A 24,045-nucleotide genomic window follows, 5' to 3' on the forward strand; every position below is an offset into this window, starting at 1 on the left:
CGGCGCCGAACTCATCCTTTCGGCGGCGAGCTGTGGTGTCCTGGAACCTGTCGAGTGCTGAGCCGCGCGACGCCGAGAACGTGCTCGAAGTGACAGAACGCGAGTCGGTCACGCCTTCCATTCCCTGGTGAGATCGCTGCCTGTGATGGTCTCCCAGAAGTTCATCTCCCGCCCTCCTTGAGCTTGTGGATCCGTGATGAGACGTACTCCCATTTCGCCCAGAACGTCGCGAGTTCTTCGCGCCCCGCGTCGTTGAGCGCATAGAACTTGCGCGGCGGACCCTGCCCGGACGGTCGTTTCGTCACCTGGACGAGCCCGTTCTTCTCCAGCCGCAGCAGGATGGTGTAAACCGTCCCCTCGACGACGTCGGCGAAGCCGAGTTCGTTCAGCCGACGCGTGATGGCGTACCCGTAGGTCTCCTCGTTGCCGATGATCTCCAGCACGCAGCCCTCGAGCGTGCCCTTCAGCATCTCCGTCAGGCCGTCCATCGTTGATCCTCTTCCCTTGCTCCTGGTACTCGGTGGCACCGAATACCGCTACAAAGTATCACAGAGTAGTGGTCCCTTGCCCAGCAAGCGGCGAGCACATCCCCCCGGGCCGGCGGGCACCTCATCGCCACCGTTGCAGGGCGCGCTTGACTGGCAGACCGGAGAGTTCATCGTGGAGGACCCGGCCCAAGGGGGACACCACAGCACGCCCCCGGTGTTCCAGTCAGGCGGCGGCGGACTCGACTCCACCGCCGACGACTACCACGCCTACTTCCGGATGCTGCTCAACGGCGACACGCACAGCGGCCGGCGCATCCTGTCCCGGTCCGCCGTCGAGCTGATGACCACCAACCGCCTCACCCCCGAGCAGTTGGCCGCCCGAGAGGCCTGGGCCCGCGACTCCGTCCATCGGGGGTACGGCCTGGGGCAGCACGGCGGCTGGGGCTTCGGCATGGCGGTGCGCACCTACCGCGGCGACTACGCCCCCATCGGCCAGTTCGGCGGAGCCGGCACCACCACATACGCCGACCCGCACAACCAGCTCGTCGGCATCCTGCTCACCCAGACCGGGATGTCCACCCCGGACTCGGCGCGGGCCATCCACGACTTCTGGACCACCCTCTACCAGGCGATCGACGACTGACGTGCCCATCTTGGTCGAGGTCGGCCCGGCAGAAGACCTCGACCGGACTCCGGCCATCGACGCCGCCACGTTCTGCGCTCAGCTGAGGTCGCGACAGACATCGTCATCGCGATCAGGTCTGCTGCTGTGCCGTGTCAGCGACCGTGTCAGTACGGCGTCGGCCCGGTATCAGAGCGGTCGGCGATGGTGGAGCCCATGAACGGTTCAGCGATGGCGGCCTCGAGGCCGGTCTCGCAGGTTGAACACGGTGCGCAAAGGAGATTCATCATGGGACAGGGCAACAGCGGCTTCTCTGAGGCGGGGCTGCGCATGCTGCACGACGTGCTGGCGCGGCATGTCGAGTCCAAGAAGATTCCCGGGCTCGTGGCCCTGGTCAGCCGGGGCGATGAGACACACGTCGAAACGCTCGGGACGATGCGGCATGACGGTGGCGCGCCGATGCGCCGGGACACGATCTTCCGGATGGCCTCGACGTCCAAGCCGGTGGCGATGGCGGCGGCGATGGTCCTGCTGGACGAGTGCCGGCTGCGGCTGGATGACCCGGTACAGGAGTGGCTGCCCGAACTCGCCGACCGGCAGGTGCTGAAGCGGATCGACAGCCCGCTGGACGACACCGTGCCGGCGCGGCGGCCGATCACCGTACGGGACCTGCTGACCTCCACCTTCGGCCTCGGCATGGACTTCACCTCGCTGGGCACTCCGATCATGAACGCGGTCTTCGAGCAGGGGCTCACGCCCAACCTGCCGGAGCCGATGCCCGGGCCGGATGAGTGGATGCGCCGCCTGGGCACGCTTCCGCTGATGTACCAGCCCGGAGAGCGGTGGCAGTACCAGATCAGCCACGATGTCATCAGCGTGCTGGTCGCCAGGGTCACGGGCCAGTCGTTCGAGACGTTCCTGCGGGAGCGCATCTTCGGTCCGCTGGGGATGAAGGACACGGGTTTCCACGTGCCCGCCGACCAGATCGACCGGCTGCCGACCCTGTACGCCCCCGACCCGCAGACCGGCGAGTTCCTCGTGTGGGACGAGGCCGAAGGGGGACGGTGGAGCCGGCCTCCGGCGTTCCAGGGCAGCGGCGGCGGGCTGGTCTCCACCGCCGACGACTACCACGCCTACTTCCGGATGCTCCTCAACGGCGGGATGCACGGCAATCAGCGGATCCTGTCCCGGCCCGCGGTCGAGTTGATGACCACCAACCAGCTCACGCCCGAGCAGAACGCCGCCCGCAGCGCCCTGGCGCGCGACAGCGTCCACATCTCCTTCGGCCAGGGGCAGCACGGCGGTTGGGGCTTCGGGATGGCGGTGCGCACCTACCGCGGCGACTACGCCCCCATCGGCCAGTTCGGCTGGGACGGCGGAAGTGGCACCTCGACCTACGCCGACCCGTCCAACCAGCTCACCGGCATCCTGCTCACCCAGGTCGGGGCGTCCGTCCCGAACCCGATCCAGCTGATGCACGACTTCTGGACCACGCTCTACCAGGCCATCGACAACTGACACCGAACGCACGCCCCGCCACGCCCGCAACAGATTCCAAGGGAGCACATCACCATGTCCATCACCCTTACCGACCAGGACAAGGCCACCCTGCGCACCGCCGCCTACGGCGCCGTCTCGCTGCTGGCCGCCGCCGATGCCGCCGGCAAGCCGCACAAGACCGCCACTGAAGGCTCCATCGCCCTGGCCTCCGCCACCGGCCTGGTCGGGCACGTGCTTGCCGCGAAGACCAAGGACATCAACCTGAACGGCAAGTCCGTGGCCGAACTCGCCGACCACGTGCTGCCTGCCCTGACCGCAGCCGTCAGCCTGCTCGACAAGCAGGATCCGGCAGAGGCCGACAACTTCCGCCGCACCGTCCTCGTCGCCGTCGACGCGGCCGCCCGCACCCACCAGGGCCGGCCCAGCCCCACCATGGCCGACATGACCCGCAAGATCACCAAAGCCCTCGACGCCGCTTGATGATCCCTCCAGCGGGCATCGCGCCTTGATCAAACCCGCGCCGCAGGGCTTGCACCGCACCAAGCCCGAAGCCGGTCGCGCGCATCACGGCGGGCTTGGCGCTGCCCGTCGGCGCGCTGGTTTGCCGTCAGCCCTGTCCCACGCTGACAGGTGGCCCCGAGCTGGTCAGCGGACCTTGCGGAAGAACGCCCGGACGTCCTCGACCAGCAGGTCGGGGGCCTCCATGGCGGCGAAGTGGCCGCCCCGGTCGAACTCCGACCAGTGGATCACGTTGTGCTCACGCTCGGCGACCCGCCGGACCCCGCCGTCGCCGGGGAAGACCGCGACCCCGTGCGGCACCTCCGAGCGCTCGACCGGCATCCCCCACTGCGCCGAGCCCTCCTTGTAGAGCCGGGCGGACGAGGCGGCGGTGCGGGTCAGCCAGTAGACCGTCACGTCGGTGAGCATCTGGTCAAGGTCGACCGCGTCCTCGGGGAGGTCGTGCGCGGGGTCGGTCCACTCCTTGAACTTCTCCACGATCCAGGCCAGCTGGGCGGCCGGGGAGTCGTGCAGGCCGAAGGCGACAGTCTGCGGCCGGGTGGCCTGGATGATCGCGTAGCCGGAGCGGTCGTTGTCGGCGTAGATCTGCATGCGGGCCTGCTCGGCCTCGGTGAGGCCGTCCATCTCGGCCGGGTCGAAGGTCGGGAAGCCGAGTGCGCCGTTGACGTGCACGCCGACCACCCGGTCGGGGGCGACGCGGCCGAGTTCGGGGGAGATGACCGAGCCGCTGTCGCCGCCGTGGGCGCCGTAGCGCTCGTAGCCGAGGCGGCTCATCAGCTCGGCCCACGCGCGGGCGACCCGGCGCAGGTCCCAGCCGGCCTCGCGGGTGGGGCCGGAGAAACCGAAGCCGGGGATGGACGGGGCGACGACGTGGAAGGCGTCGGCGGGGTCGCCGCCGTGGGCGCGGGGGTCGGTGAGCGGGCCGATGACCTTCATGAACTCGACGATCGAGCCGGGCCAGCCGTGGGTGAGGACCAGAGGCAGCGCGTCCGGCTCGGGGGAGCGCACGTGCAGGAAGTGGATGTTCTGGCCGTCGATCTCGGTGGTGAACTGGGGGTGCTCGTTGAGCGCCGCCTCGTGCTTGCGCCAGTCGTAGCCGCTGCGCCAGTACTCGGCCAGCCGCTGCACGTACGAGACCGGGATGCCGTACGACCAGCCGACACCGGGCAGCTCGTCGGGCCAGAGGGTGCGCGCCAGCCGGTCGTTCAGGTCCTCGAGCGCGGACTGCGGGATGTCGATGTGGAACGGACGGATCTCCGTGGTGAAGGTCATGAAGAACAGGCTAGGGACGGGTTAGGACAGATCCGGTCCTAGGAATAGGGCAATCTGGAACGCATGTTGGAGACATCGGCCCGGTTGCTCAGACTGCTCTCGCTCCTGCAGACGCACCGCGAGTGGTCGGGCGTGGAACTGGCGGAGCGGCTCGGCGTGACCGCGCGTACCGTCCGCCGTGACGTCGGGCGGCTGCGCGAGCTCGGCTATCCCGTGCACGCCACCCCGGGCGCGCCCGGCTACCGGCTCGGCGCAGGCTCGGACCTGCCGCCGCTGCTGCTGGACGACGATGAGGCGGTGGCGGTCGCGGTGGGGCTCCGGACGGCGGCCGGGGGCTCGGTGTCAGGGATAGAGGAGACCTCCGTACGGGCGCTGGCCAAGCTGGAGCGGGTGCTGCCGTCCCGGCTCCGGCAGCGCGTGCACGCGCTGCAGTCGATGACCGTGGCGATGGGACGGGCGGGTTCGGCGGTGGACCCGGCGTCGCTGAGCGCGATCGCCGCCGCCTGCCGCGACCACGAGACCCTGCGGTTCGACTACCGGACGCACGACGGGCAGGAGAGCGTCCGCGCCGCCGAGCCCTACCGGCTCGTCCATTCGGGACGGCACTGGTACCTGCTGGGCTGGGACACCGGCCGGGCCGACTGGCGCACGTACCGGATCGACCGTCTGAGCCTGCGGACGCCGAACGGGCCGCGGTTCGTCCCCCGCGACCCTCCGGACTCCGACCTGGCGGCCTACATGTCCCGGTCGATCTCCAGCGCGCCCTACCGGTACCAGGGCCGCTTCACGATGCACGCTCCGGCCGAGGTCGTCGCCCAGCACATGCCGGCCACGACCGGGACGATCGAGCCGATCGACGAGCGGTCCTGCACGCTGTCCAGCGGCGCGAACCACCTTGACGAGCTCGCCGTCTGGGTCGCGCTGATGGACATCGACTTCGAGGTGCACGAGCCGCCCGAGCTCATCGACCGCATCCGGGCCCTTTCCGCCCGCCTCGCCACCGCTGCCGGATCATCACCGGACGGCACCCGCGTCACCTCACGTGATCGGCCATGACCCGCCGCATGTCGGAAGCAGCCCGCAGCGTGCCGCGGACGGTGCCGGTCACCTTGGAACGGCCCGCTCTGCGCAGGTAGTCCACCTCCACCTCCGCGATCCGCCAGCCGGAGTCGGCCGCGCGCAGCACCATTTCGAGCGGGTAACCGAACCGGCGGTCGCTCAGCCCGAGCGCCAGCAACCGGGACCGTACGGCGGCCCGCATGGGGCCGAGGTCGTGCAGCGGCGCCCCCGTGCGGCGACGCAGGCCGCGGGCGATGACGGCGTTGCCGAGCCGGGCATGCCAGGGCCACGCGCCTGCCGCACGCGGCCGGCGGGCGCCCAGGACCAGGTCGGCGTCGCCGCCGATGACCGGTTCCGTGACTCTCGGGAGCTGGCGGGGGTCGAGGGAGGCGTCGGCGTCCATGATGCAGACCACCTCCGCGCTCGCGGCCAGCAGCCCCGCGTGGCAGGCGGCGCCGAAGCCACGGTTCGGCTCGTGCACCACCCGGGCGCCGAGGTCGCGGGCGACCTCGGCCGAGCGGTCGGTGGAGCCGTTGTCCACCACCAGGGCACGGTAGCCGTCGGGCATGCGGCTGAGCACCCAGCCGAGCGCGGCCTCCTCGTTCAGGCAGGGCAGGATCACTTCGACGGTCATGACCGAGCGAACTCCTTCATACCCGCCTCGAACCCGATCTCGGCATGAAAGCCCAGCTCGCGGCCGGCCCGTTCGGGAGAGGCGACGATGTGGCGGACGTCCCCGAGCCGGTAGCCGCCGGTGGTCTGCGGGGCCGGCCCGCCCCGTTCGGCAGCCAGCGCGGCGGCCATCTCGCCGACGGTGTGCGGGGTGCCGCTGGCGATGTTGTACGCGCGCGGCTCCCCGGGACGCGCGGGCGCCAGGGCGGCCACCAGGTTCGCCCGGGCGACGTCGCGTACATGTACGAAGTCGCGGAGCTGGCCGCCGTCCTCGAAGACCTTCGGCGGCCGCCCCGCCTCCAGCTCGGAACGGAAGATCGCGGCGACGCCGGCGTAGGGGGTGTCGCGGGGCATGCGCGGGCCGTACACGTTGTGGTATCGGAGTGCGACGACGCTGCCGCCGGTCTCCCTCGCCCAGTTCGCGGCCAGGTGCTCCTGGGCGAGCTTGCTGGTGGCGTAGGCGTTGCGCGGATCGAGCGGCGCGTCCTCGGCGATGGTGACGCAGCGGACCGGCAGGCCGCAGTCGGGGCACGCCGGGTCGAACCGCCCCTGCTCCAGGTCCTCTCTCCTGCGCGGCCCCGGACGTACCCGGCCGTGGCCGGGACACTCGTACGAGCCCTCGCCGTAGACCACCATCGAGGAGGCCAGCACCAGCCTCTCGACCCGATGACGCGCCATGGCCGCCAGCAGCACGGCCGTCCCGTACATGTTGACCGAGGCGTAGTCCGGCAGGTCCGAGACGTCCACGCCGAGACCGACCTTGGCGGCCTGGTGCACCACGAGATCCACGCCGGGCAGCAGCCGGTCCAGCGCCGCGTCGTCGCGCACGTCGACGCCGGTGCGCAGGTCGAGGCCGACGACCTCGTGCCCGTCGGCCTCGAGTGCCTCGACCACATGACTGCCGATGAATCCGGCCGAGCCGGTGACCATCACGTTCACCCGGCCGACGCTAGCCCCCGCCCGCGGCCGGACTGTAGCGACGTTCGCACTTCGTAAGGGTTCTTATGGAATGCGAACGTCTGGCACTCCTGCGGCCACGAACCGCCTCCGGGATGTGAGGCTGCCGACGTGAAGGTGATCGTCGTGCTCGTGGGCCTGGCCGTCGTCCTGACACGGACGGTGGCCGGAGCGCCCGGTATAGGCTGGTACCTGCTCGCCTGGGCGCTGTTCGCGGTGGCGGTGTGGCTGGCGCGGCGGACGCCGGACAGGCAGCTGGCCGTCCTGGTCGTCGTCGGCGGCATCGTGATGGTCACGACCGGGCTGTCGGCGCCGCCGAGCAGCAGCACCGACTCTTTCCGGTACGCCTGGGACGGCCGGGTCCAGGCCGCGGGCATCTCCCCGTACGACCACCCGCCGGCCGACCCGGCACTCGCCGGCCTGCGCGAAGGCTGGCTCTTCCCCTCGGGGTGCGAGGCACGTGACCTCTGGCCGCTCCCGGACGGAGGGTGTACCAGGATCAACCGCCCCACCGTGCCCACCATCTACCCGCCGGTCGCCCAGGGCTACTTCCTCCTGGTCCACTGGCTCTCGCCGGACGGCGCCCGGCACAAGGTCCTGCAGCTCGGCGGCTGGGTGATGGCCATCGTCGTGCTGCTCGTCCTGTGCAGGTGGAACGTCCGGACGGCCGCCTGCTGGGCATGGTGCCCCGCCGTCCCCATCGAGGCCGTGAACAACGCGCATGTCGACATGCTCGCCGTGCTGCTGGTCGTACTCGCCATGCGCTCCGCACAAGCCCGCGGGGCGCTGCTCGGCGCGGCCGTGGCGGCCAAGCTGCTGCCCGCCGCGGCGCTGCCCGGCGCGCTGTCGGGAGTCCTGGCGAACGGCGTGGAATGGCGGCGCGCCTTCAAGGTCCTTGTGCCAGCCGCGCTGGTCGTGGCGCTCGCCTATCTGCCGTACGTGCTGGTGTCCCGGGCGTCCGTCGTGGGTTACCTGCCGGGCTACCTCCAGGAGGAGCGCTACGGGAGCCCCGCCGACGGCAACCGCTATGCCCTCTTACGGCTGGTGATGCCGGACTCCTGGGCGCCCTACGCCATGATCGTGCTGCTCGTCCTGATCGCTCTCTACTTCCTGCGGTACGGCGAGCCCGAACGGCCGTGGCGCGGCGCGCTCGTCGTCAGCGGGTCGCTGCTGCTGCTCCTCACGCCGGGCTACTCCTGGTACGCGCTGCTGGTCGTCGCGCTGGCCGCGATGGACGGCCGGTGGGAGTGGTTGGGGGTGGCCCTGGCGGGCGGTGTCGCCTATGTCGCCGGCCCGACGGCGCGTGCCGGCCCCGCGACCGCCTTCTACACCGCGGCGGCGCTGGCCGTGCTGGTCGGCTGGGCCGTACGCCGTTCTCGGGAGACAGCCGCCGTACGCCGGTGATCCTCCTTGTCCGCCTCCATCTCGTAAGGACCACGCATGTCCCCCAGCCGTACGGCGCAAATCATGATCATCGCCAAGGAACCGGTGGCCGGGCGGGTCAAGACCCGGTTGACCCCGCCGTTCAGCGCCGAGCAGGCCGCCGCACTCGCCGAGGCAGCCCTCCGCGACAGCCTGCGCGCCGTGTCCGCCACGCCCGCCGCTCAGCGGCTGCTCGCTCTGGACGGGCTGCCGGGCAGCTGGCTGCCCGCCGGATTCGCGGTGATCCCCCAGCGCGGCTCCAGCCTGGACGAACGCCTCGCGGCCGCCTTCTCGGACGCCTACCGGCTCCGGCCGGGCCCCGTCGTGCTGATCGGCATGGACACCCCGCAGGTGACTCCCGCCCTGCTCGGCGAGGCGGTCGCTGCGCTGGGGCGGCACGATGCGGTCTACGGCCCGGCGACCGACGGCGGCTTCTGGCTGCTCGGCCTGCGCCGGCCGGACCCGGCGCTGCTGCTGGGCGTGCCGATGTCGCATCCGGAGACCGGCAAGCTCCAGCTCGACCGGCTGGACCGGGCGGGCCTGAGTGTCCATGTGCTGCCCGAACTGACCGACGTCGACACCGCGGCCGACGCCGCCACCGTGGCGGGCCAGGCACCGGGCTCCCACTTCGCCGCCACGCTGGCGAGGCTGGGCCGATGATGGGGCAGCTGTACGCCGACGCGCTCGGCGGAGCGATCACCGAGCTCGAATACGTGGACGGCAGGCGCGTCGCGCTGGAGGCCGCGCGCTGGTTCGACCTGATCGACGGCGACGAGGCGCTGCTGGAGCGGTGCGCCAGCCCCACGCTCGACATCGGCTCCGGACCGGGCCGGCTCACGGTCGCGCTGACCCGTCGCGGCGTGCGAGCGCTCGGCATCGACATCACTCCTCGCGCCGTCGCCCTGACCCGCAGGGCGGGCGGGTTCGCCCTGCTCCGGGACGTCTTCGACGAGGTGCCGGGCAGCGGCCAATGGACGACGGCGCTGCTGGCCGACGGCAACATCGGCATCGGCGGCCATCCTGAGGCGCTGCTGCGCCGGGTCAGGCAGCTCGTCCGGCCGGGCGGCACGGTCCTGGCCGAGGTCGCGTCGCCGGACACGAGAAGCCGGGTGGACCGGGTGCGGCTGCGTATCGGCTCTCGCGCCGAAGACTGGTTCGGCTGGGCGACCGTGTCGATGAGTGACATCGAGCGCCTCGCCCACGCCTCCGGGTTCCCGGAGGTGGAGCGCTGGACGGCACACGGCCGCTGGCTGGCCTGCCTGAGCTAGGTGCTGGGGCTGATCACCGGCAGGTGGCCTGGATCACAAGCCCGCCACCGTCGGTCACGTCCTGGTGATCCCGCGCATGCACATGGCCGGGCTGGCGGACGCCGACGACGCGGTCGGCACGGCGATCTGGCGGACGGCACGGCAGGTGTCGGCCGCGTTGCGGGCGTCGGGGCTCCCTTGTGAGGGGGTGCGGCTGTCACTGACCGACGGGGAGGCCGCCGGGCAGGATGTGTTCCACCTCCACCTGCACGTGGTGCCGCGTTATCCGGGGGACGGCGTCGTGGTGACCGCTGACTGGAAGAGGCGCTCGCGGGAGCTACTCGACCAGGACGCGGCGCTGATCCGGGAGGCTCTTGCGTGATGCGGGTTTGACCCCCGTACCCGAAACCTCCCGGAGGTGGCATCGCCGGTCAGAAGCCGATCAGCTCCGGTGCTCCGGCGGCGCGCCGCAGCGTGCCGGGCAGCACCGCGCGCAGCTCGCCGATCGTCTCAGGCGGCAGGTCGAGGCGGACCTCGAAGACGGTCTCGGACTCCAGACCGTCGGCGCCCTCGGGGGTCAGCTCCAGCCGGAGCGCCGCGCCGTCCAGGGTGATGGAGCGCACGCCCTCGTTCGTGCCGTGCATGCCTTCGCGCGCGATCCAGTAGCCCTCCTGGTAGCACGTCACCAGAAGGTGCTCGGCCTCAGGATCCGCCTCCTCCTCCAGGTAGACCGTGTGGCTGCCGCTCTCCTGGCTGTGCGCGAACACGCGAGCGGTCATGGTCGTGGCCGGGACGTACGCCAGCTCCCCGTTGATCGGTGGAGGCGGCGGTTGGAGATAGTCGGGGAGCCCGTACAACCGGTCGAAGTCGCGGTGCGAGGTGGGCAGCGGGAAGGGCTCGGCGGTGGGCAGCGCGGACAGCAACCAGCCGGGCGGCGGCTCCTCACGGGGGAACGTGGTCAGCTCCGCCAGCGCCGCCGACGGCGGCACGTCCTCGAACGGCGGCGCGGAGGAGTCGACCCGGCCGGTGTAGCCACGGGTGCCGGGGGAGAACGCCAACTCGTAGGTGAACCAGGTGCCGGCGTCGGCCCGGTAGGACATCTCGCGCAGGCGTTGGAACGGCTCGTCCATGCCCTCGGCGGTAATCTCGTGGCCGTCGCGGGTGACGCTGGTCAGCGCGTGCCCGCCTACCTGGGTACGGCGGACGGCGAGCCGCGACCAGCCGGAGCCGGCGGCCGCGCGGGCGAGGTCACCGATCTCCATCCGCAGGGCGTGGCCCTCATCGCGCCGCAGACTCCGCGTTGATCGCTTGGACGCCATGATCATCCTTCCTTGCCGGTGACGCCGGTGACGCCGGTGACGCGGGTGACGCCGGTGACGCCGGGGGCGCTGACGAGCAGGTCGTGCAGCCGGCGGACCTCTCGGAGCAGGCCGCTGTTTCCCTTGCGCGCGGCCATGTCGCGTACCTCGGGGATCTCGCCGCGCGCGCCGCACCACTCCGCGGCCGTGATGGCGAGCGTGACGAACCCGGCCAGGCCGTGGCGCGGTCGCCCGCCCGGCGGGGGCAGCAGCTCGGGCAGCGCCGCGGCGGCGATCCGCCACACGTGCGCATGGGCGCCCCGCCTGGCCGCGGCGTCGAGCGCGGCGACCAGGTCGATCAGCCGCGCCTCGCCGCTGACCGCGAGCAGCCCGGCCTGGCGGCCGATCTCCGCTGCGGGCAGCTCGTCCCGCGCGGCGACCTCCAGCAGCACGTCGACCGACTCGGGCATCTTCGGATCGCCCAGGACGCGGGCGAGCACCACCGCGAACGCCGCTCCGGCCGGCCCTTCCGCGCGGGCTAAAGCGCGGGCCTGCTCCGGTCCTACGGGCGTCTCGCCGTAGTAACGCCTGAGCACGTACGGCATCAGGTGCGCGGCGGCGACCTCGCGGTGTGACGGCAGCATGGACGGCCACCATTCGAGGTTCGCGGCGTCGGACCCGTATGAGGGGCTGCTGAGCATCAGGTCGACCAGCGGGAGCCCGGTGGGCACGGCCGTGGCCGTCGGCACGAGGCGTACACCGTGGCTGTTGCCGTGGGCGTGCCAGTCGTGTTCGCCGCCCTTGTGCGTGCAGTCCCAGCTCGTACAGGTCCACGCCAGCTCGGCAGCGGCCGCCGGGCAGGTCCACTCGGCGAGGATCCTGCCCGCGGCGGACGTCAGCCGCCCCGCCCGCTCCGCCGCCTCGGGGTCCCAGATGCGCGGCAGGCGCAGCAGCGCCTGCTGGAAGTCGGCGGCCAGCGGCTTGGTGCCGGCCGCCTCGATCACCTCCAGCCGCCTGACCAGCTCGGCCGCCGCCACGTGCCCCGTGCTGTGCGTGGGGGTGGCCAGCAGCAGCGGCGGGAGGGTGCCCTCTTCGACCGCCCGCAGGATCTCGGCCGTACGGTGCAGCAGGAGCCGGTGCGGAGCGGCCAGGCCACCCCGCGGCATGAGGCGTCGCCAGGCCTGCTGGGTGGGTGCGGTGCCGGTCAGGGAGCGGACGGCGCCCTGGAGCCAGTGATCGGCCTGATCCCAGGAGTCCTGGCGGTATTCCCAGGAGAACCGGTCCCTGTCGGGCAGCGACGGCCGCAGCGCAGCCGCCGCGCCCTTCCGCTCTCGACTGACGAGTGCGACGAATCCGGCGAGCAGCCGTTCCGACTCGTCCCAGGAGCGCGCCCACTGGCCCATGAGCCGGGCGATCTCCTCGGCGGACTCGATCGGGGGCGCGAGGTCGTGGACGCGTTCGGGGGCGGCCGGCAGTGGCGGCGGTACGAAAACGAGCCCGGCCTCAGCCACCGTGCCGCCCGAGAAGACCTTGACGGCGCGCCGGCCGAGATGGGGAGGGAGCAGCTCGATCGCCTCCCGTACGGTGGCGCGCCCCTCCTCGCTCATGCCGCCCGCGTGAGCCAGGGCCAGCTCGACGGCCTTCTCCTGAAGCTCGGTGGAGTCGGCGGCGAACGCGCGGGCCAGCGGCGCGGCGACGGCGCCGGCCAAGGCGGGCCTGTGCCGTACGGAACGGTCGAGCCACGACAGCCCGGCGCGCACGAACTTGCGTTCGGGCCGGAACAGCAGCGCGTCCCACGCCTCAGCGAGGTCGTCGGCGGCCAGGTCGTCGCAGGCGCGCAGGCATTTCATGGCCACTTCGGCGACCGGGCCTGGAGACGAAGGGAGCAGGCACAGGTAGTCGCGAGCGTGGGGGGCCGCCTCGGCGGGCGAGACCTCCAGCGCCTCGTGCAGGCGTACGAAGAAGCGCAGGTCGATGGCCGAGCCACCACGGACGAAGCGCCGCAGGCAACCTTCGATCAACGCCTGCCGCCGCACCCGGCCCTCCCGCGCCAGCCGCAGCAGCGCCCCCAGCCAGCCCGCGTGCGGCTCCCTCTCCCACTGGAGCACCCGGCCCGCGCCCTCCGCCTCGAACAGGCGCGGCAGCAGGTGGTCGAGCAGTGGGTCGTCGCCGAGGCCCGAGGGCGGCCGGCTCAACCAGCCGGCCACGAGCGGGTCGTGCGGTGGCGGCTCGATGCCGGTCTCGCGGAGCAGCGCCAGGGCGAGGTCCATGCCACGGTCGTCGGCGGTGCGCATGCGCAGCACCAGCCGCTCGGCCAGGTCGGCGCGCCAGGCGGCGGGCCGACCGGAGAGCACCGCCAGGACGAGGTCCACGTCGTTGTCGGGGCCGGCCCACCGCGGGGCGAAATCACGCCGGTACAGCCAGGACGCCACGGCCGCCGCCCCGCCGAACGTGGCCGCGCCGGCCACCCGCAGCACGGGCGCGTAGTCCACCAGGCCGTCGTCCCACTGGTCGAACCGGCCGCGCAGCTCCTTCAGCAGTGCCGGTAATCGGGCCGCGATCTCTTTGCGGCCCTCGTCGTCCAGCGCCTTGAGCTCCTCGGCGAGTCGATCGGCCTGCCGCGCCTCGATCAGTTTCCTGGTCCCGCTCCAGTGATCCATGGCGGGGACAGTAACCAGCCCCGCCGACACTTTCGATCAACCGTGGGCACCAGGGAGGTGGCTCTCCAGGAGGGCCTCGGCGATGGCCGTGCGGGCGTACAGGACGTATCGCCCCGTACGGTGTGCCGAGCACAGCCCTGCCCGGCGCAGCGCGGTGAGGTGCTGGTTGACGCCGGGCTCGGAGAGCCCGGCGCGGTGGGCCAGCTCGCGGGTCGAGGCGGGGCGGTCGAGCTCGGCCAGCAGCCGGGCGCGGGTCCTGCCGAGCACGGCGGCCAGCGCCTCAGGCGGCTCCAGCTCGCGGCGCTCCCAGAGCGTGGCGATGCCGCGCGGCGCGTAGCGGACGGTGGGCTGGTACGGCGGCGTGGTGACGGAGGCGACCCGAGGCGAGACGAACACGCACGGCACCAGCAGCAGCCCGAGACCGCGCAGCGGGCGGGCCCCCGAAGCGTGGCGGTGCCGGACGCGCAGGAGGCCGTCCTCCCAGGTGATGGCGTCGTCGAGGTCCGCCAGCATGCGCTGGGCACCGCCCTCGGCGAGCAGCTTGGCCCGGTAGAGGATCTCCCCCTCCAGCAGTGACCTGATCCTCGGCCAGAACGGCGCCATCACGGCCTGCCAGTAGCTCTCGACCTCCACCGCGAGCCGTTCGAGCCCCTTCTCCGGGTCGTCGTGGAGCGCCTGGACCCGCTTCGTGCGTGGACCGGGGATCTCGTCCAGGTCCGAGCGGACCCGGGCGGCCGCGCCCCGCATGGTGGCGAGTTCCAGCTCCAGATCCGGCATGGACGTCGACGGCGGGGTGCAGGTGAAGCCCGCGATCTTGATCGTCGGCACCGGTACGAGGTCGGACAGCAGGCGCCAGTCGACGTCCCGGAGACGTCGGCGTACCTGCTCGGCCCAGGGGCGCAGGAGCGGGTGCGCCGACGGGTCCTTCACCACCCGGACGCTGGACACCACCTCACCGAAAGGCGAGATGGCGAACCGGATGTTGGCGATGTCGTGGGCCGTGAACGCCAGGTCCAGGGTCATTTGATTCGCGTCTCACTTAATCGATAGAGCTTTGGACCCCACCTCAGCACTGTGGTGGACATGTCAGCAACTGTGATGGAAGAGCCGCTGCTGCGGTCTCGTGGATTCCGCAACCTCTTCGTGGCCGGTGCGGTCAGCCAGTTCGGCAGCCAGATCAGCTACGTCGCGCTGCCCCTGCTTGCCGTGACCACCCTGGGAGCAGGGGCGGGAGAGGTCGGGCTGCTGTCGGCGCTCGGCACGCTCACGGTGCTGCTGCTCGGGCTGCCCGCCGGAGCATGGGTGGACCGGGCTGGCCGCCGCTCCCGCCGCGCTCCTGATCCCGTTCCTGGATCGGGGGCCATGGATCTGGGTGGCCGCGGCGGCGTGGTTCGTGATGACCTTCCGTACGGGCGTCAACAACGTGCTCCTGGTCAGCCTGCGGCAGCGGGTCACGCCTGACACCATGCTCGGCCGGATGACGGCCACGATGCGGCTTCTCCTGATGGGCGCGGTCGGCGTGGGCGGACTGCTGGCAGGCGGGCTCGGCGAGCTCTGGGGAGTGCGCTCCGCGCTGTGGCTGGGGGCCCTCATCATGTCCGTGAGCTGGATCCCGATCCTGCTCTCTCCACTACGCCGTCAGCCCTGAAGATCCGGCGTCAGCAGCCGCAGGCCGCTCCCGAGACCGGGGCGGTCAGCGGGTCGGCCGCCCGCACGAGGCGCCCGGCCGCGGTCTGCACCGCGAAGCCCTCACGTACCCAGTACTCATAACCGCCGATCATCTCCTTGACCTGGTATCCCAGCCGCGCGAAGGCCAGCGCGGCCCTCGTCGCGCCGTTGCAGCCCGGCCCCCAGCAGTAGGTGACGACGACCGCGTCACGCGGGACGACGAGGTGCGCCCGCTCGGCGATCTGCGCGGTCGGCAGGTGGACGGCGCCGGGCAGGTGGCCCTGTTCCCAGGACTCGACGCTGCGGGAGTCGACCACGATCAGTCCCGGCACGCCCGACTCCAGGTCGGCGTGTACGTCGGACACGTCGGTCTCGAAGGCCAGACGTGCGGCGAAGTGTGCGACGGCCTCGTCGGGCCGCGCGGGAGCGGTGAAGAGAACAGCTGACATGACGCCCATGGTCGCGGCGCGAACCCGTCGCGCGACAGTGGCATGGATGACGCCTATCGATAGGATCCCGCCATGCACACCGTCGCGAACAGCGGCCGGACGGTCGCGGTGCTCGCGTACGAGGGCATGTCGCCCTTCGAGACCGGCATCGTCACCGAGGTCTTCGGTCTGCCGAGACCGGAGCTGGACGTGCCCTGGTACGACCTGAAGGTGTGCGCCGAGCGCCCCGGTCCGCTGCGCATCGTCGGCGGCGCGACCGTGGACACCCCGTACGACCTGGAGGTCTTCGCCTCGGCGCAGACGGTGATCGTGCCCGGCGTCCCCGACGTGCGGGGCACGTGCTCCCCCGAGCTGGTCGCCGCCCTGCGGCTGGCCCACGACCGAGGCGCCCGCGTCGTCTCCATCTGCTCGGGCGCGTTCGCGCTGGCCGCCGCCGGGCTGCTGGACCACCGCCCGGCGACCACCCACTGGCAGTACGCCGACCTGCTACGCCGCCGATTCCCGCTCGTACGCGTGAACCCCGACGTGCTCTACATCGACGACGGCGACGTGCTCACCAGCGCCGGCAGCGCGGCGGGGCTGGACCTCTGCCTCCACCTCGTACGTCGCGACCACGGGCCGAGCGTGGCCAACACGGTGGCCAGGCGGCTCGTCATCCCGCCGCACCGCGACGGCGGACAGGCGCAGTTCATCGAGGCGCCGGTGCCCCACGACCTCGACGACGACCAGATCTCCCGGACCATGACGTGGGCCCTGGCCAACCTGCGGCAGGAGATCAGCATCGAGACCCTGGCACGCCGTGCGCACATGTCCACCCGTACGTACCTGCGCCACTTCGCCCGGTGCACCGGGACCAGCCCTACCCGGTGGCTGATCGCCCAGCGGGTCCAGGCCAGCCTGCCGCTGCTGGAGAAGACCGCGGCACCGGTGGAGGAGATCGCCCGCACCGTGGGCTTCAGGAGCCCGATCACCTACCGATCCCATTTCGTGAAGGCCATGCGCACATCGCCCTCGGCATACCGGCGCGCGTTCAACGCGGCCGAGCCGGCGGAGCACGGCCACTGACCGCCGCCGGATGTGGCAGAGTGCGGGGCACCACAAGATCGAAAGGTGCGAGTCTTGGCAGTCCCCCTCGCCGCGTTGTTGCTGGCCTCGTTACTCACCGCTCCGTCCGCCGTCGCCCTCCCCGCGTGCCCGCAGATCTTCGGGCACGGCGGCTACCCCACCGGCGCCAATGCCTGGGAGAGGGATCAGGTACGCCAGCCGAACAATCCCACGGCCATCCAGAAATACAAGTCATGGGGTGCGTCAGGCGTCGAGGCCGACCTTCAGCTCACCAAGGACGGCACCAAGGCCGTCATGTGGCACAACACCTCCACGTGGGGGCTGACGGGCACCAAGAAGAACATCACCGAGATCTGGTGGGCAGCGGGCGACACCGCGCTCCAGGGCCGGACCATCACCCGCGGCCCGTTCCAGGGCGAGACCGTCCACACCTTCCGTGAGTGGCTGTCCGCGATGAAGACCGCCGGCATGGTCGGGCTGGTCGAGATCAAGCCGGAGGCCCGGCAGTCGCTGCTCAGCTCCACCGCCTCCATCAAGACGCGGGGCTGGGCCGAGGTGCTCGACCCCGTCAAGGAGAACTACCGGTCGCAGGAGATCATCCTGTACTCCCACGACAGCGCGCTCGCCGCCGAGCTCAAGAAGCGGGTGACCGACGCCGGCATGACCCAGGTGCTGAGCGGCGGGCCCATCTGGCCCGAGGTCACCAAGTGGGAGGAGCCGCCCCCCTCGTGGACGCTGAACGAGAACGCGTGGAAGGGCGCGCTCGCGAGCGGCGCCAAGCGGGTGGCCACCGACTACACGCCGCAGTTCAACGCCTGGCTTGAGGGAAAGTGCCAGTGACCATGCTGTTCCGCGGCTTCAGGTGACGGTCGCGTCGTCGTCGCTCCCGGCCGCCGCCAGCAGCCGCCGCCCGAGGACGCGGGCGGCCTGCTGGAGCTCGGGACACCGCACGATCCGGTACGGCGCCGGGACCGCGGCGAGTTGTTCGGCGTACCACATCGGATTGCTGGTGCTGCCGACCAGGCGGGACGTCCCGGCGTCGAGCGGCTCGAGCCGTCCGAGTGCGCGGGAAAGGCAGCGGCCCACGGTCTCGGCAGGGGCGTCGATGACGACCTCGACGTCGTACTCCCATCCGACGGCGAGATGCTCCTCGAGCGTGGCGACCGGGTCGAGGCCGGTGGGCGGGGTGAAGGTGTCGTCGAGGACCTCGACCCCGCGTACCCGGTCGATCCGGTACGCCCGGCGGGCGCCCGCGGTGTGGGACCGGCACAGCAGATACCACCGGCCGTGGCGTACGACGACGGCCCACGGGTCGGCCTCGATGACCCGCTCCGGCCCGGCCTCGGCGCGGTAGCGGAGGCGTACCCGGCGGCGGTTGGAGCAGGCCTGCACGAGGGCGGTCGCGGTGTCCGGGTCCGGCCGGGCGGCGGCGCGGTCGGGGGCCGGCGCCGTGGTCCGGCGTACGGCCTGGACCTGGGCGGCCACCGGCTCGGGGAGCGCCCGCACGATCTTGCCGAGCGCGCTGCCGACCGGGTCGGCGGCGTCGCCGGCGTCGTGATGGCCGTCGAGCACGGCCATGACCAGGCCGAGTGCCTCGGCGGCGCTGAACATCAAGGGCGGGAGCCGCAGGCCGCGGCCGATGCGGTAGCCGCCGTAGGGTCCGCGCAGGGACTCGATCGGGATGCCGGCCTCGCGGAGGATCGCGACATACCGGCGGGCGGCCCGCTCGGAGACGCCGAGCTTGCCGGCGAGCCGGTCCGCGGTGATGCCCGGACTGCCTTGGACCAGTTCGAGGGCCAGCAGGGCCCGTGCCGTGGGGCTCGCGTCGGGCTTCACCACATCCCCGCAATCCGGAAGCGGAACGTCCGGGACGGAACCTAACACGCGGAGCATCACTTGGTGACGTCGAACTCCGCGTGCATACCCGAGGCGTAATGTCCGGGGAAGTTGCACACCAGCTCGTACTGTCCGGGGTACAGCTTCAGCGTCACCCAGCCCATGGAGCCGGGCGCGATGCCCTCGCCCTCGCCTTGTCCGCAGTTGCTCGACGCCTCGCCGAGGCTGCCCGTCTCACTCACGCGGGCGTCGGATCCTATCGGCCGCTTCCCGACGGCCTGGCCCTTCGGGAGTGGCAACACGACCAGTTCGTGCGCCACTGTGCCCGTGTTGGCCGCCCGGAACGACACGGTGCCCGCCGGGACCCCGGCCGGGGTCGCCGTCACGCGCATCGGCCCCGAGGCCGAGTCGGTCAGCGTCACGTCCACCACCTTGCCCGGCAGCGGCGGAGGGGTGCATTGCCGCCACTCGGCCGCCGGTGCGCCGGCGACCAGCGCGGTCGTCATCGCGGCCGTCGCGGTGGCCGCGGAACACAGGTCGTGCAGCCTCATCGGGCTCACCCCCAAGAGCGCGAACGGGTGGGTGCCCTCTCTTCCAGCCTAGAAGAGATCGCCACCACACCGGGACCACACCCGGGCTTCCTAGATTCGACCTGCCAAGTGATCCATGGCGAACGGAGGAAGACGCATGCCGACTCAGACCGTCGAACTGCCGAAGTTCCCGCTGAGGGGAGACGCCACGCCGAGCGTGACGACCGACGCCCCGCACGAGCGCGCGTGGCGGCCGAGGTTCTCCTCTCCCAGCTCCAAGTAGCGGAGAGAACGAAATGACCGGCGGCGGGACGTCCCCGTCGCCGGTCCACACCGGTGAAATCGAGGTGACGTCATTGGCTCCCGAACCAGGTGTCGCACTGACATCCGACATCGATCTGGCACTCGGCTCGGACCGCCGGTTCGGCTCCGCCGAGGCGATCGAGGCCAGGAACCTGGCCCGCTACCGGCTGGGCCTTCAGGTGCTGGCCCGGTACCACCCCCGCGCCGCCGACAGGCTGACGCGGCTGTCCCTGGCGGGTGACGCCGACCTCCGCCCGCTGATGTACGACCCGGTCCTGCGCAACGCGTTCGAGAACGACATGACCGCGCTGGAGCTCCAGACCGGTGAAGCCGCCGATCTGGTCGCTCATCTGGAGCGGGGCGTGGCGGACACGCTCGACGGTGTCGGGCCCTGTGAACGTCTTTCCCGTCCGAGGGTGCGTCCGTGGCCGGATCGCGCCGTCTCATGGGTCTGGACGGATCTCGAAACGGACTCCGGACCGGACCTGGCACTGAGCGCCCGGCTGGAGGAGCTGCTGGCGGGGACGCTGTCCAAGGACGGCTCCGGCACCCGGGTGCGTCCCGATGCCGGCCTGATCACCGCGCTGAGCCACGCCGCCGAACTCCTCGCCGAACTGCTGCCCCACTCGGGCGCCGGAGTGCTGCCGCATGTCTCCCTGGCCGGGTTCATCCGGGACGAACTGGCCGACGGAACCCTCAACTCCGTCTCCGGCGGCGACCCGCTGCCTTCGGCCCTCTTCCTGGCCCCTGAACGGCTGTCCGATCCCTGGACCGCCGCTGAGACGCTCTTCCACGAGGGGCTGCACCTGAAGCTGTTCGACGTGCTGCGGACCGGCTCCCTGGCCGCCGAGACCGGCGAGCTGATCCCGATCCCGTGGCGTGTGGAACCGTGGACGCTGACGCGGGTGCTGTTCGCCATGCACGTCTACGTCCACCTGCTGCTGTTCCACGCGGCTGCCTCCCAGGCATCCTCCGATCTGCGGGCCCGGTACGGCGAGCCCGCGGCCGAGTTCGTCGACCTGGCCACCCCCGGCAGCCAGGCGGGCGAGAACGGCGGATACACCACCAGCCTGGAACGGGCCACCTATCTCGCCCAGCAGGCCTCCCAGGTGTACGGCCACCTGCTGACCCCTACCGGCAGGCAGTTCGTCGACTGGCTGATCGGCAACGTGGCCCCCATCGCTCCCGGAATCGTGCCCGGCCAGGCGCCCGTAGCGGCCGGGCGACCGGCCCCGGAAGTGGCGTTGGGAGCGCGAGGTTACCGCCGGGCGGAGCCGGTGCAGGTGTGCCCGATCCCCGAACAGGGGCAGCTGGTGGCGTTCTCTCCGGCCCCGCCGAGCTTCCGCTGGCTGAACGACCACGCCTGGCTGATCTACGCGCTGTGCGACGGCGGGGACCTGTCGTCGCTGCGTGACCGGTACTCCCAGGCGGCGGGACCCGGCACCGAGGACCGCCTGGTCCCGGGGGTGGCCGACCTGCTCTCTGCCGGGCTCATCGTGCCCGTGGGTTCCTGAGGCCCTCGGCTACCCGGTCACCCCCAGTTCCTTGAAGATCTGTTCCGCGGCGGCCAGGTGGTGGGCGGCGGCGGCGCCGTCGCCCAGGTCGTTGTAGGCCTCGCCGAGCTCCTTGTGAGTGTCGGCGAGGCCCCTGCGGTCGCCGATGCCGGATCGGATGCGCAGCGCCATGGCGTAGTGCGCGAGCGCGTCCTGCTCCCGTCCGAGAAGGTGATAGAGACCGGCAAGGTCGTTGACCACCTGGCCCTCGCCCCTCGCGTCGCCGGTCTCGCGATGGATGGCCAGCGCGCTCAGGAGGTGCCCGAGCGCGGATTCGTGCCGGCCGAGCTTGATCTCGGTCAGGCCGATGTTGTTCAGCGCGCGCGCTTCGCCCTTGCGGCTGCCCGTGGACCGGCGCAGCTCGAGCGCCCGGTGGTAATGCTCCAGCGCCTCGGCGTGGCGGCCGCGGATGTCCAGCACCACGCCCAGGTTGTTGAGCGTGTTGGCTTCGCCGTGGGCGTCGTTCGTGCGCCGGTGGATGGCCAGCGCGCGTTCGTAGTGGGCGACGGCCTCGTCCGTCCGGCCCAGGTACCGCAGCACGATGCCGAGCAGGTTCAGCGTCTGCCCCACGGCGGCGTCCTCGCCCGCGTCCTCGAGGATGTGCCGTGCCTCGCGCAGCTCGGTGAGGGCCGCGTCATACCGGCCGAGCAGCCAGGAGACCGTGCCGATGCTGCGCAGCGCGGTGCCCGTCCCGACCGGGTCCGCCAGGCGCCGGTAGATCTCCAGTGCGCTGCGGTGCTCGGTCAGGGCCTCGGGGTAGCGGCCCAGGTACGCCAGGGTCGCGCCGAGGTTGTTGTGGGCCACGGCGGCCTGCAGGTGCTCGCCGGCCCGCTCGGCGGCGCCCGCCGCCAGGGCGTGCAGCTCCGCGGTGCCGTCCAGGCAGTGGCGTAGCCGCAGCAGCGGTGCCAGGGCCGCGGGCAGCCGCCAGGCCGCGTCCAGGTCGTGCGCGGCGGCGTGACGGGTGGCGGCCAGCACGTTCTCGTACTCGTCCTGCAGCACGAGCGGGTCGTCGATGGTGCGGTACCACTCCAGCAGCCGGCGTACGGCCTGCTCGCGGACCGCCCCGTCGTCCTCGGTCTCGGCCCGGTGGCGGGCGTAGTCGAAGAGGAGATCGTGCAGGTGGTGGCGCTCCTCGTACGACTGGCTGCCACGGGTGTGGATCAGGCTGCCCGCCCGCAGCGCGTCCAGGCGGGCACGGGCCTCGGCGGCGGAGACGTCGAGCATCGCGGCCAGCGCCCTGGCCGTGAAGCCGCCGCCGCCGGGGATCAGGCCGAGGCGGCGGAAGGCGATCCGGTCGGCCTCGGCCAGCGCCCGGTAGGACAGGTCGAAGGTGGCGCTGACGGCGGCGGACGGGGCGTCGCCGAGATGCAGCGCGCCGAGCCTCCCGCGTTCGGTGAGATCGGCCACGTACGTGCCGATCCGGCGATGCGGGTGATCGGCCAGGTGGGCGGCGGCGATCCGCAGGGCCAGCGGCAGGTGCCCGCACTGGCGGGCGAGCTCGGCCACGGCGCCGGATTCGGACTCGCAGCGGGGGCCGATGACGGCGGACAGCAGGGCGGCCGCCTCGGCGGCGGTCATGATGTCGAGATCGACGGTACGCGTCGCGTGGTGGAGGGCCAGGCCGGAGAGCCGGCTGCGACTGGTGACCAGCGCCAGACAGCCCTCGGTGCCCGGTAGCAGCGGCTGCACCTGGGCGGAGTCGGCGGCGTTGTCCAGCAGCACCAGCACGCGCCGGTCGGCGAGCAGCCGCCGATAGGCGGCGGCGAGCTCGTCCTGCCCGGTGGGCACCTGGTCAGGGGGCAGCCCCAGGGCGCGGACGAACCGGTCCAGCGCCTCCCGCGACGTGATCGCCCCATCCGGCCGGTGCCCACGCAGGTCGATGAAGAGCTGCCCGTCGGGGAAGCACTCGGCCATCCGGTGGGCCCAATGCACCGCGAAGGCCGACTTGCCGACGCCGGGCATGCCGCTGATGACGGCCACCACATCCGTGCGGGTCTCCGCCAGCGCGGTCAGCTCCCGGAGAGCGGCGCCGCGCCCGGCGAATCCGGCCAGGTCGGGCGGAAGCTGCCGGGGTACGGGCGTGTTCCCGCGTTCCTCCTCCCGCTGGAGGATGCCGGCCTGCAGGCGGCGCAGCTCCGGTCCCGGATCCAGGCCGAGCTCCTCGGCGAGCACCCGCCGCGCCTCGTCGTACGCGGCCAGCGCCTCCCTGGGCTGTCCCGAGCGGTCCAGAGCACTGATCAACCTGCTCCACAGGGACTCGCGGAGCGGATGTTCCGCCAGCAGCCCGCGGACCTCCCCCGCGATCAGGGCGTGCCGGCCGAGTCTGCCCAGAGTGTCGGCGTACTCCTCGAAGACGGCCAGCCGGAGCCCGTCGAGCCGGAGCCGCTCCGCCGCGATCAGCGGCGACTCCGGCATGTCCGCCAGCGCCCCCGCCCGCCACAGGCCGAGGGCCTCCTGGAAGCCCCGCACGGCATGCTCAAGGTGACCGGCCTCCGCCAGCTTGCGTGCCAGGGAGGCGAGCCGCTCGAAGTCCTGGGCGTCCAGCGTGGTGCCCTCGAGTCCCAGCCGGTAGCCGCCCGGCTCCCTGACCAGCCCGGCGACGCCCTTTCCCCGCAGCCGCGAGATCAGCGAGTGCAGGGTGCTCTCGACGCTCGCCGGCGGCGCCGTGCCCCACAGCTCGTCGACCAGGCGTTCGACGGAAACGGTACGCCCCGCTCTGATCAGCAGGATCGCCATCAGCGCCCGTTGTTTGGGCGCGGTCAGCGGCACCCGAGAACCGTCCTGCCAGAGCTCCAGAGCCCCGAGGATCCGGAATTCCACGCCGCCCCCTTGAGCGCGCAAGCCCCACGCAAGCCAGGTCTGGCAGTGTAGATCGAGATTGGCGCGGTCCGCTAACGCGGATTCAGCCTGTCCAGATTGAGGAGG

25 protein-coding genes are annotated in these 24,045 nt (G+C 71.9%); 14 read left to right on the top strand and 11 right to left on the bottom strand.

The genetic code is table 11. From position 1 onward, the window contains the following. Nucleotides 1-161: 161 nt before the first annotated feature. Nucleotides 162-488, bottom strand: a complete 327-nt coding sequence (locus tag ABD830_RS39515) for a PadR family transcriptional regulator (protein WP_344999016.1) — start codon at nt 486-488, stop codon at nt 162-164. On the opposite strand from ABD830_RS39515, the gene ABD830_RS39520 reads away from it, so the two are divergent. The 3 genes from ABD830_RS39520 to ABD830_RS39530 all read left to right on the top strand — a co-directional run bounded on the left by ABD830_RS39520 (nt 430) and on the right by ABD830_RS39530 (nt 3,090). Continuing rightward, nucleotides 430-1,131, top strand: coding sequence for a serine hydrolase (locus tag ABD830_RS39520; protein WP_344999018.1), 702 nt, complete (start codon nt 430-432; stop codon nt 1,129-1,131). The genes ABD830_RS39515 and ABD830_RS39520 overlap by 59 nt on opposite strands. 267 nt (nt 1,132-1,398) lie before the next feature. Further along, nucleotides 1,399-2,628, top strand: coding sequence for a serine hydrolase domain-containing protein (locus ABD830_RS39525; protein ID WP_344999020.1), 1,230 nt, complete (start codon nt 1,399-1,401; stop codon nt 2,626-2,628). Between the two features lie 54 nt (nt 2,629-2,682). Further along, on the top strand, nt 2,683-3,090 hold the full coding sequence (locus ABD830_RS39530; protein ID WP_344999022.1) for a hypothetical protein: 408 nt from the start codon (nt 2,683-2,685) through the stop codon (nt 3,088-3,090). A 165-nt stretch (nt 3,091-3,255) separates the two neighbouring features. Here the strand turns inward: ABD830_RS39530 and ABD830_RS39535 are convergent, their stop codons facing one another. Then, nucleotides 3,256-4,401 (bottom strand): epoxide hydrolase family protein, encoded by a 1,146-nt coding sequence (locus ABD830_RS39535; RefSeq protein ID WP_344999024.1) that lies wholly within the window; start codon nt 4,399-4,401, stop codon nt 3,256-3,258. Nucleotides 4,402-4,464: 63 nt separating this feature from the next. Between ABD830_RS39535 and ABD830_RS39540 the strand changes: the two genes are divergently transcribed. Then, a complete protein-coding gene (locus tag ABD830_RS39540) occupies nt 4,465-5,457 on the top strand; it encodes a helix-turn-helix transcriptional regulator (protein ID WP_344999026.1) in 993 nt (330 codons plus the stop codon). On the opposite strand, the gene ABD830_RS39545 is transcribed toward ABD830_RS39540, so the two are convergent. Next, nucleotides 5,435-6,094: a glycosyltransferase family 2 protein gene (locus ABD830_RS39545; protein WP_344999028.1), complete on the bottom strand. Its 660-nt coding sequence runs from the start codon at nt 6,092-6,094 to the stop codon at nt 5,435-5,437. The two genes, ABD830_RS39540 and ABD830_RS39545, sit on opposite strands and share 23 nt — an antisense overlap. Beyond that, nucleotides 6,091-7,062, bottom strand: coding sequence for an NAD-dependent epimerase/dehydratase family protein (locus ABD830_RS39550; RefSeq protein ID WP_425567253.1), 972 nt, complete (start codon nt 7,060-7,062; stop codon nt 6,091-6,093). Before ABD830_RS39550 ends, ABD830_RS39545 begins: the two co-directional genes overlap by 4 nt. Nucleotides 7,063-7,200: 138 nt before the next feature. On the opposite strand from ABD830_RS39550, the gene ABD830_RS39555 reads away from it, so the two are divergent. The 4 genes from ABD830_RS39555 to ABD830_RS39570 are packed head-to-tail and all read left to right on the top strand — an operon-like array spanning nt 7,201 to nt 10,140. Continuing rightward, complete coding sequence (locus tag ABD830_RS39555; RefSeq protein ID WP_344999033.1) at nt 7,201-8,493, top strand: glycosyltransferase 87 family protein; 1,293 nt, start codon at nt 7,201-7,203, stop codon at nt 8,491-8,493. Nucleotides 8,494-8,529: 36 nt separating this feature from the next. Beyond that, nucleotides 8,530-9,171, top strand: coding sequence for a TIGR04282 family arsenosugar biosynthesis glycosyltransferase (locus tag ABD830_RS39560; RefSeq protein ID WP_344999035.1), 642 nt, complete (start codon nt 8,530-8,532; stop codon nt 9,169-9,171). Next, nucleotides 9,168-9,779 carry a class I SAM-dependent methyltransferase gene (locus tag ABD830_RS39565; protein ID WP_344999037.1) on the top strand — a complete coding sequence of 204 codons (612 nt, stop codon included), beginning with the start codon at nt 9,168-9,170 and terminating at the stop codon, nt 9,777-9,779. Before ABD830_RS39560 ends, ABD830_RS39565 begins: the two co-directional genes overlap by 4 nt. A gap of 28 nt (nt 9,780-9,807) precedes the next feature. Next, on the top strand, nt 9,808-10,140 hold the full coding sequence (locus ABD830_RS39570) for an HIT family protein (protein WP_345002224.1): 333 nt from the start codon (nt 9,808-9,810) through the stop codon (nt 10,138-10,140). Between the two features lie 49 nt (nt 10,141-10,189). Here the strand turns inward: ABD830_RS39570 and ABD830_RS39575 are convergent, their stop codons facing one another. Genes ABD830_RS39575 through ABD830_RS39585 form a run of 3 tightly spaced genes read right to left on the bottom strand, consistent with a single transcriptional unit; the run spans nt 10,190 to nt 14,739 of the window. Next, nucleotides 10,190-11,077, bottom strand: a complete 888-nt coding sequence (locus tag ABD830_RS39575) for a hypothetical protein (RefSeq protein ID WP_344999039.1) — start codon at nt 11,075-11,077, stop codon at nt 10,190-10,192. Between the two features lie 2 nt (nt 11,078-11,079). Next, nucleotides 11,080-13,716 carry a DUF7824 domain-containing protein gene (locus ABD830_RS39580; protein WP_344999041.1) on the bottom strand — a complete coding sequence of 879 codons (2,637 nt, stop codon included), beginning with the start codon at nt 13,714-13,716 and terminating at the stop codon, nt 11,080-11,082. A gap of 36 nt (nt 13,717-13,752) precedes the next feature. Continuing rightward, entirely contained in the window at nt 13,753-14,739 is a 987-nt protein-coding gene (locus ABD830_RS39585) for an ArsR/SmtB family transcription factor (protein WP_344999043.1), read from the bottom strand. 60 nt (nt 14,740-14,799) lie between these two features. Here ABD830_RS39585 and ABD830_RS39590 point away from each other — a divergent pair, with 60 nt between their 5' ends. Together ABD830_RS39590 and ABD830_RS39595 are read left to right on the top strand one after the other, a co-directional pair. Next, on the top strand, nt 14,800-15,177 hold the full coding sequence (locus ABD830_RS39590; RefSeq protein WP_344999045.1) for an MFS transporter: 378 nt from the start codon (nt 14,800-14,802) through the stop codon (nt 15,175-15,177). Between the two features lie 16 nt (nt 15,178-15,193). Beyond that, on the top strand, nt 15,194-15,364 hold the full coding sequence (locus ABD830_RS39595; RefSeq protein ID WP_344999047.1) for a hypothetical protein: 171 nt from the start codon (nt 15,194-15,196) through the stop codon (nt 15,362-15,364). A gap of 10 nt (nt 15,365-15,374) precedes the next feature. On the opposite strand, the gene ABD830_RS39600 is transcribed toward ABD830_RS39595, so the two are convergent. Then, on the bottom strand, nt 15,375-15,833 hold the full coding sequence (locus ABD830_RS39600) for a rhodanese-like domain-containing protein (protein WP_344999049.1): 459 nt from the start codon (nt 15,831-15,833) through the stop codon (nt 15,375-15,377). A 72-nt stretch (nt 15,834-15,905) separates the two neighbouring features. Here ABD830_RS39600 and ABD830_RS39605 point away from each other — a divergent pair, with 72 nt between their 5' ends. Both ABD830_RS39605 and ABD830_RS39610 read left to right on the top strand, forming a co-directional pair. Further along, nucleotides 15,906-16,898: a helix-turn-helix domain-containing protein gene (locus tag ABD830_RS39605; protein WP_344999051.1), complete on the top strand. Its 993-nt coding sequence runs from the start codon at nt 15,906-15,908 to the stop codon at nt 16,896-16,898. Nucleotides 16,899-16,952: 54 nt separating this feature from the next. Then, nucleotides 16,953-17,738: a glycerophosphodiester phosphodiesterase gene (locus tag ABD830_RS39610; protein WP_344999053.1), complete on the top strand. Its 786-nt coding sequence runs from the start codon at nt 16,953-16,955 to the stop codon at nt 17,736-17,738. An 18-nt stretch (nt 17,739-17,756) separates the two neighbouring features. Here the strand turns inward: ABD830_RS39610 and ABD830_RS39615 are convergent, their stop codons facing one another. Next, the gene (locus tag ABD830_RS39615; RefSeq protein WP_344999054.1) at nt 17,757-18,734 is read right to left on the bottom strand and encodes a helix-turn-helix transcriptional regulator; all 978 of its coding nucleotides are present in this window, start codon (nt 18,732-18,734) and stop codon (nt 17,757-17,759) included. Nucleotides 18,735-18,790: 56 nt separating this feature from the next. Continuing rightward, nucleotides 18,791-19,285: a sulfocyanin-like copper-binding protein gene (locus ABD830_RS39620; RefSeq protein WP_344999056.1), complete on the bottom strand. Its 495-nt coding sequence runs from the start codon at nt 19,283-19,285 to the stop codon at nt 18,791-18,793. A gap of 136 nt (nt 19,286-19,421) precedes the next feature. Here ABD830_RS39620 and ABD830_RS39625 point away from each other — a divergent pair, with 136 nt between their 5' ends. Both ABD830_RS39625 and ABD830_RS39630 read left to right on the top strand, forming a co-directional pair. Beyond that, entirely contained in the window at nt 19,422-19,547 is a 126-nt protein-coding gene (locus ABD830_RS39625; protein WP_344999058.1) for a hypothetical protein, read from the top strand. Between the two features lie 73 nt (nt 19,548-19,620). Continuing rightward, entirely contained in the window at nt 19,621-21,081 is a 1,461-nt protein-coding gene (locus tag ABD830_RS39630; RefSeq protein WP_344999060.1) for an aKG-HExxH-type peptide beta-hydroxylase, read from the top strand. A 9-nt stretch (nt 21,082-21,090) separates the two neighbouring features. Here the strand turns inward: ABD830_RS39630 and ABD830_RS39635 are convergent, their stop codons facing one another. Next, nucleotides 21,091-23,940 carry an AfsR/SARP family transcriptional regulator gene (locus ABD830_RS39635; protein ID WP_344999062.1) on the bottom strand — a complete coding sequence of 950 codons (2,850 nt, stop codon included), beginning with the start codon at nt 23,938-23,940 and terminating at the stop codon, nt 21,091-21,093. Nucleotides 23,941-24,045: the final 105 nt, after the last annotated feature.

Source organism: Nonomuraea helvata (assembly GCF_039535785.1).
Lineage (GTDB): Bacteria > Actinomycetota > Actinomycetes > Streptosporangiales > Streptosporangiaceae > Nonomuraea > Nonomuraea helvata.

Bases quoted from the DNA above. Each gene is read 5' to 3' on its own strand.
- ABD830_RS39590 (WP_344999045.1), top strand. From the start codon at position 14,800: ATGTCAGCAACTGTGATGGAAGAGCCGCTGCTGCGGTCTCGTGGATTC.
- ABD830_RS39540 (WP_344999026.1), top strand. From the start codon at position 4,465: ATGTTGGAGACATCGGCCCGGTTGCTCAGACTGCTCTCGCTCCTGCAG.
- ABD830_RS39585 (WP_344999043.1), bottom strand. From the start codon at position 14,739: ATGACCCTGGACCTGGCGTTCACGGCCCACGACATCGCCAACATCCGG.
- ABD830_RS39545 (WP_344999028.1), bottom strand. From the start codon at position 6,094: ATGACCGTCGAAGTGATCCTGCCCTGCCTGAACGAGGAGGCCGCGCTC.
- ABD830_RS39520 (WP_344999018.1), top strand. From the start codon at position 430: ATGATCTCCAGCACGCAGCCCTCGAGCGTGCCCTTCAGCATCTCCGTC.
- ABD830_RS39530 (WP_344999022.1), top strand. From the start codon at position 2,683: ATGTCCATCACCCTTACCGACCAGGACAAGGCCACCCTGCGCACCGCC.
- ABD830_RS39560 (WP_344999035.1), top strand. From the start codon at position 8,530: ATGTCCCCCAGCCGTACGGCGCAAATCATGATCATCGCCAAGGAACCG.
- ABD830_RS39625 (WP_344999058.1), top strand. From the start codon at position 19,422: ATGCCGACTCAGACCGTCGAACTGCCGAAGTTCCCGCTGAGGGGAGAC.
- ABD830_RS39550 (WP_425567253.1), bottom strand. From the start codon at position 7,062: ATGGTCACCGGCTCGGCCGGATTCATCGGCAGTCATGTGGTCGAGGCA.
- ABD830_RS39565 (WP_344999037.1), top strand. From the start codon at position 9,168: ATGATGGGGCAGCTGTACGCCGACGCGCTCGGCGGAGCGATCACCGAG.
- ABD830_RS39575 (WP_344999039.1), bottom strand. From the start codon at position 11,077: ATGGCGTCCAAGCGATCAACGCGGAGTCTGCGGCGCGATGAGGGCCAC.
- ABD830_RS39525 (WP_344999020.1), top strand. From the start codon at position 1,399: ATGGGACAGGGCAACAGCGGCTTCTCTGAGGCGGGGCTGCGCATGCTG.
- ABD830_RS39605 (WP_344999051.1), top strand. From the start codon at position 15,906: ATGCACACCGTCGCGAACAGCGGCCGGACGGTCGCGGTGCTCGCGTAC.
- ABD830_RS39600 (WP_344999049.1), bottom strand. From the start codon at position 15,833: ATGTCAGCTGTTCTCTTCACCGCTCCCGCGCGGCCCGACGAGGCCGTC.
- ABD830_RS39535 (WP_344999024.1), bottom strand. From the start codon at position 4,401: ATGACCTTCACCACGGAGATCCGTCCGTTCCACATCGACATCCCGCAG.
- ABD830_RS39580 (WP_344999041.1), bottom strand. From the start codon at position 13,716: ATGGATCACTGGAGCGGGACCAGGAAACTGATCGAGGCGCGGCAGGCC.
- ABD830_RS39595 (WP_344999047.1), top strand. From the start codon at position 15,194: ATGACGGCCACGATGCGGCTTCTCCTGATGGGCGCGGTCGGCGTGGGC.
- ABD830_RS39620 (WP_344999056.1), bottom strand. From the start codon at position 19,285: ATGAGGCTGCACGACCTGTGTTCCGCGGCCACCGCGACGGCCGCGATG.
- ABD830_RS39515 (WP_344999016.1), bottom strand. From the start codon at position 488: ATGGACGGCCTGACGGAGATGCTGAAGGGCACGCTCGAGGGCTGCGTG.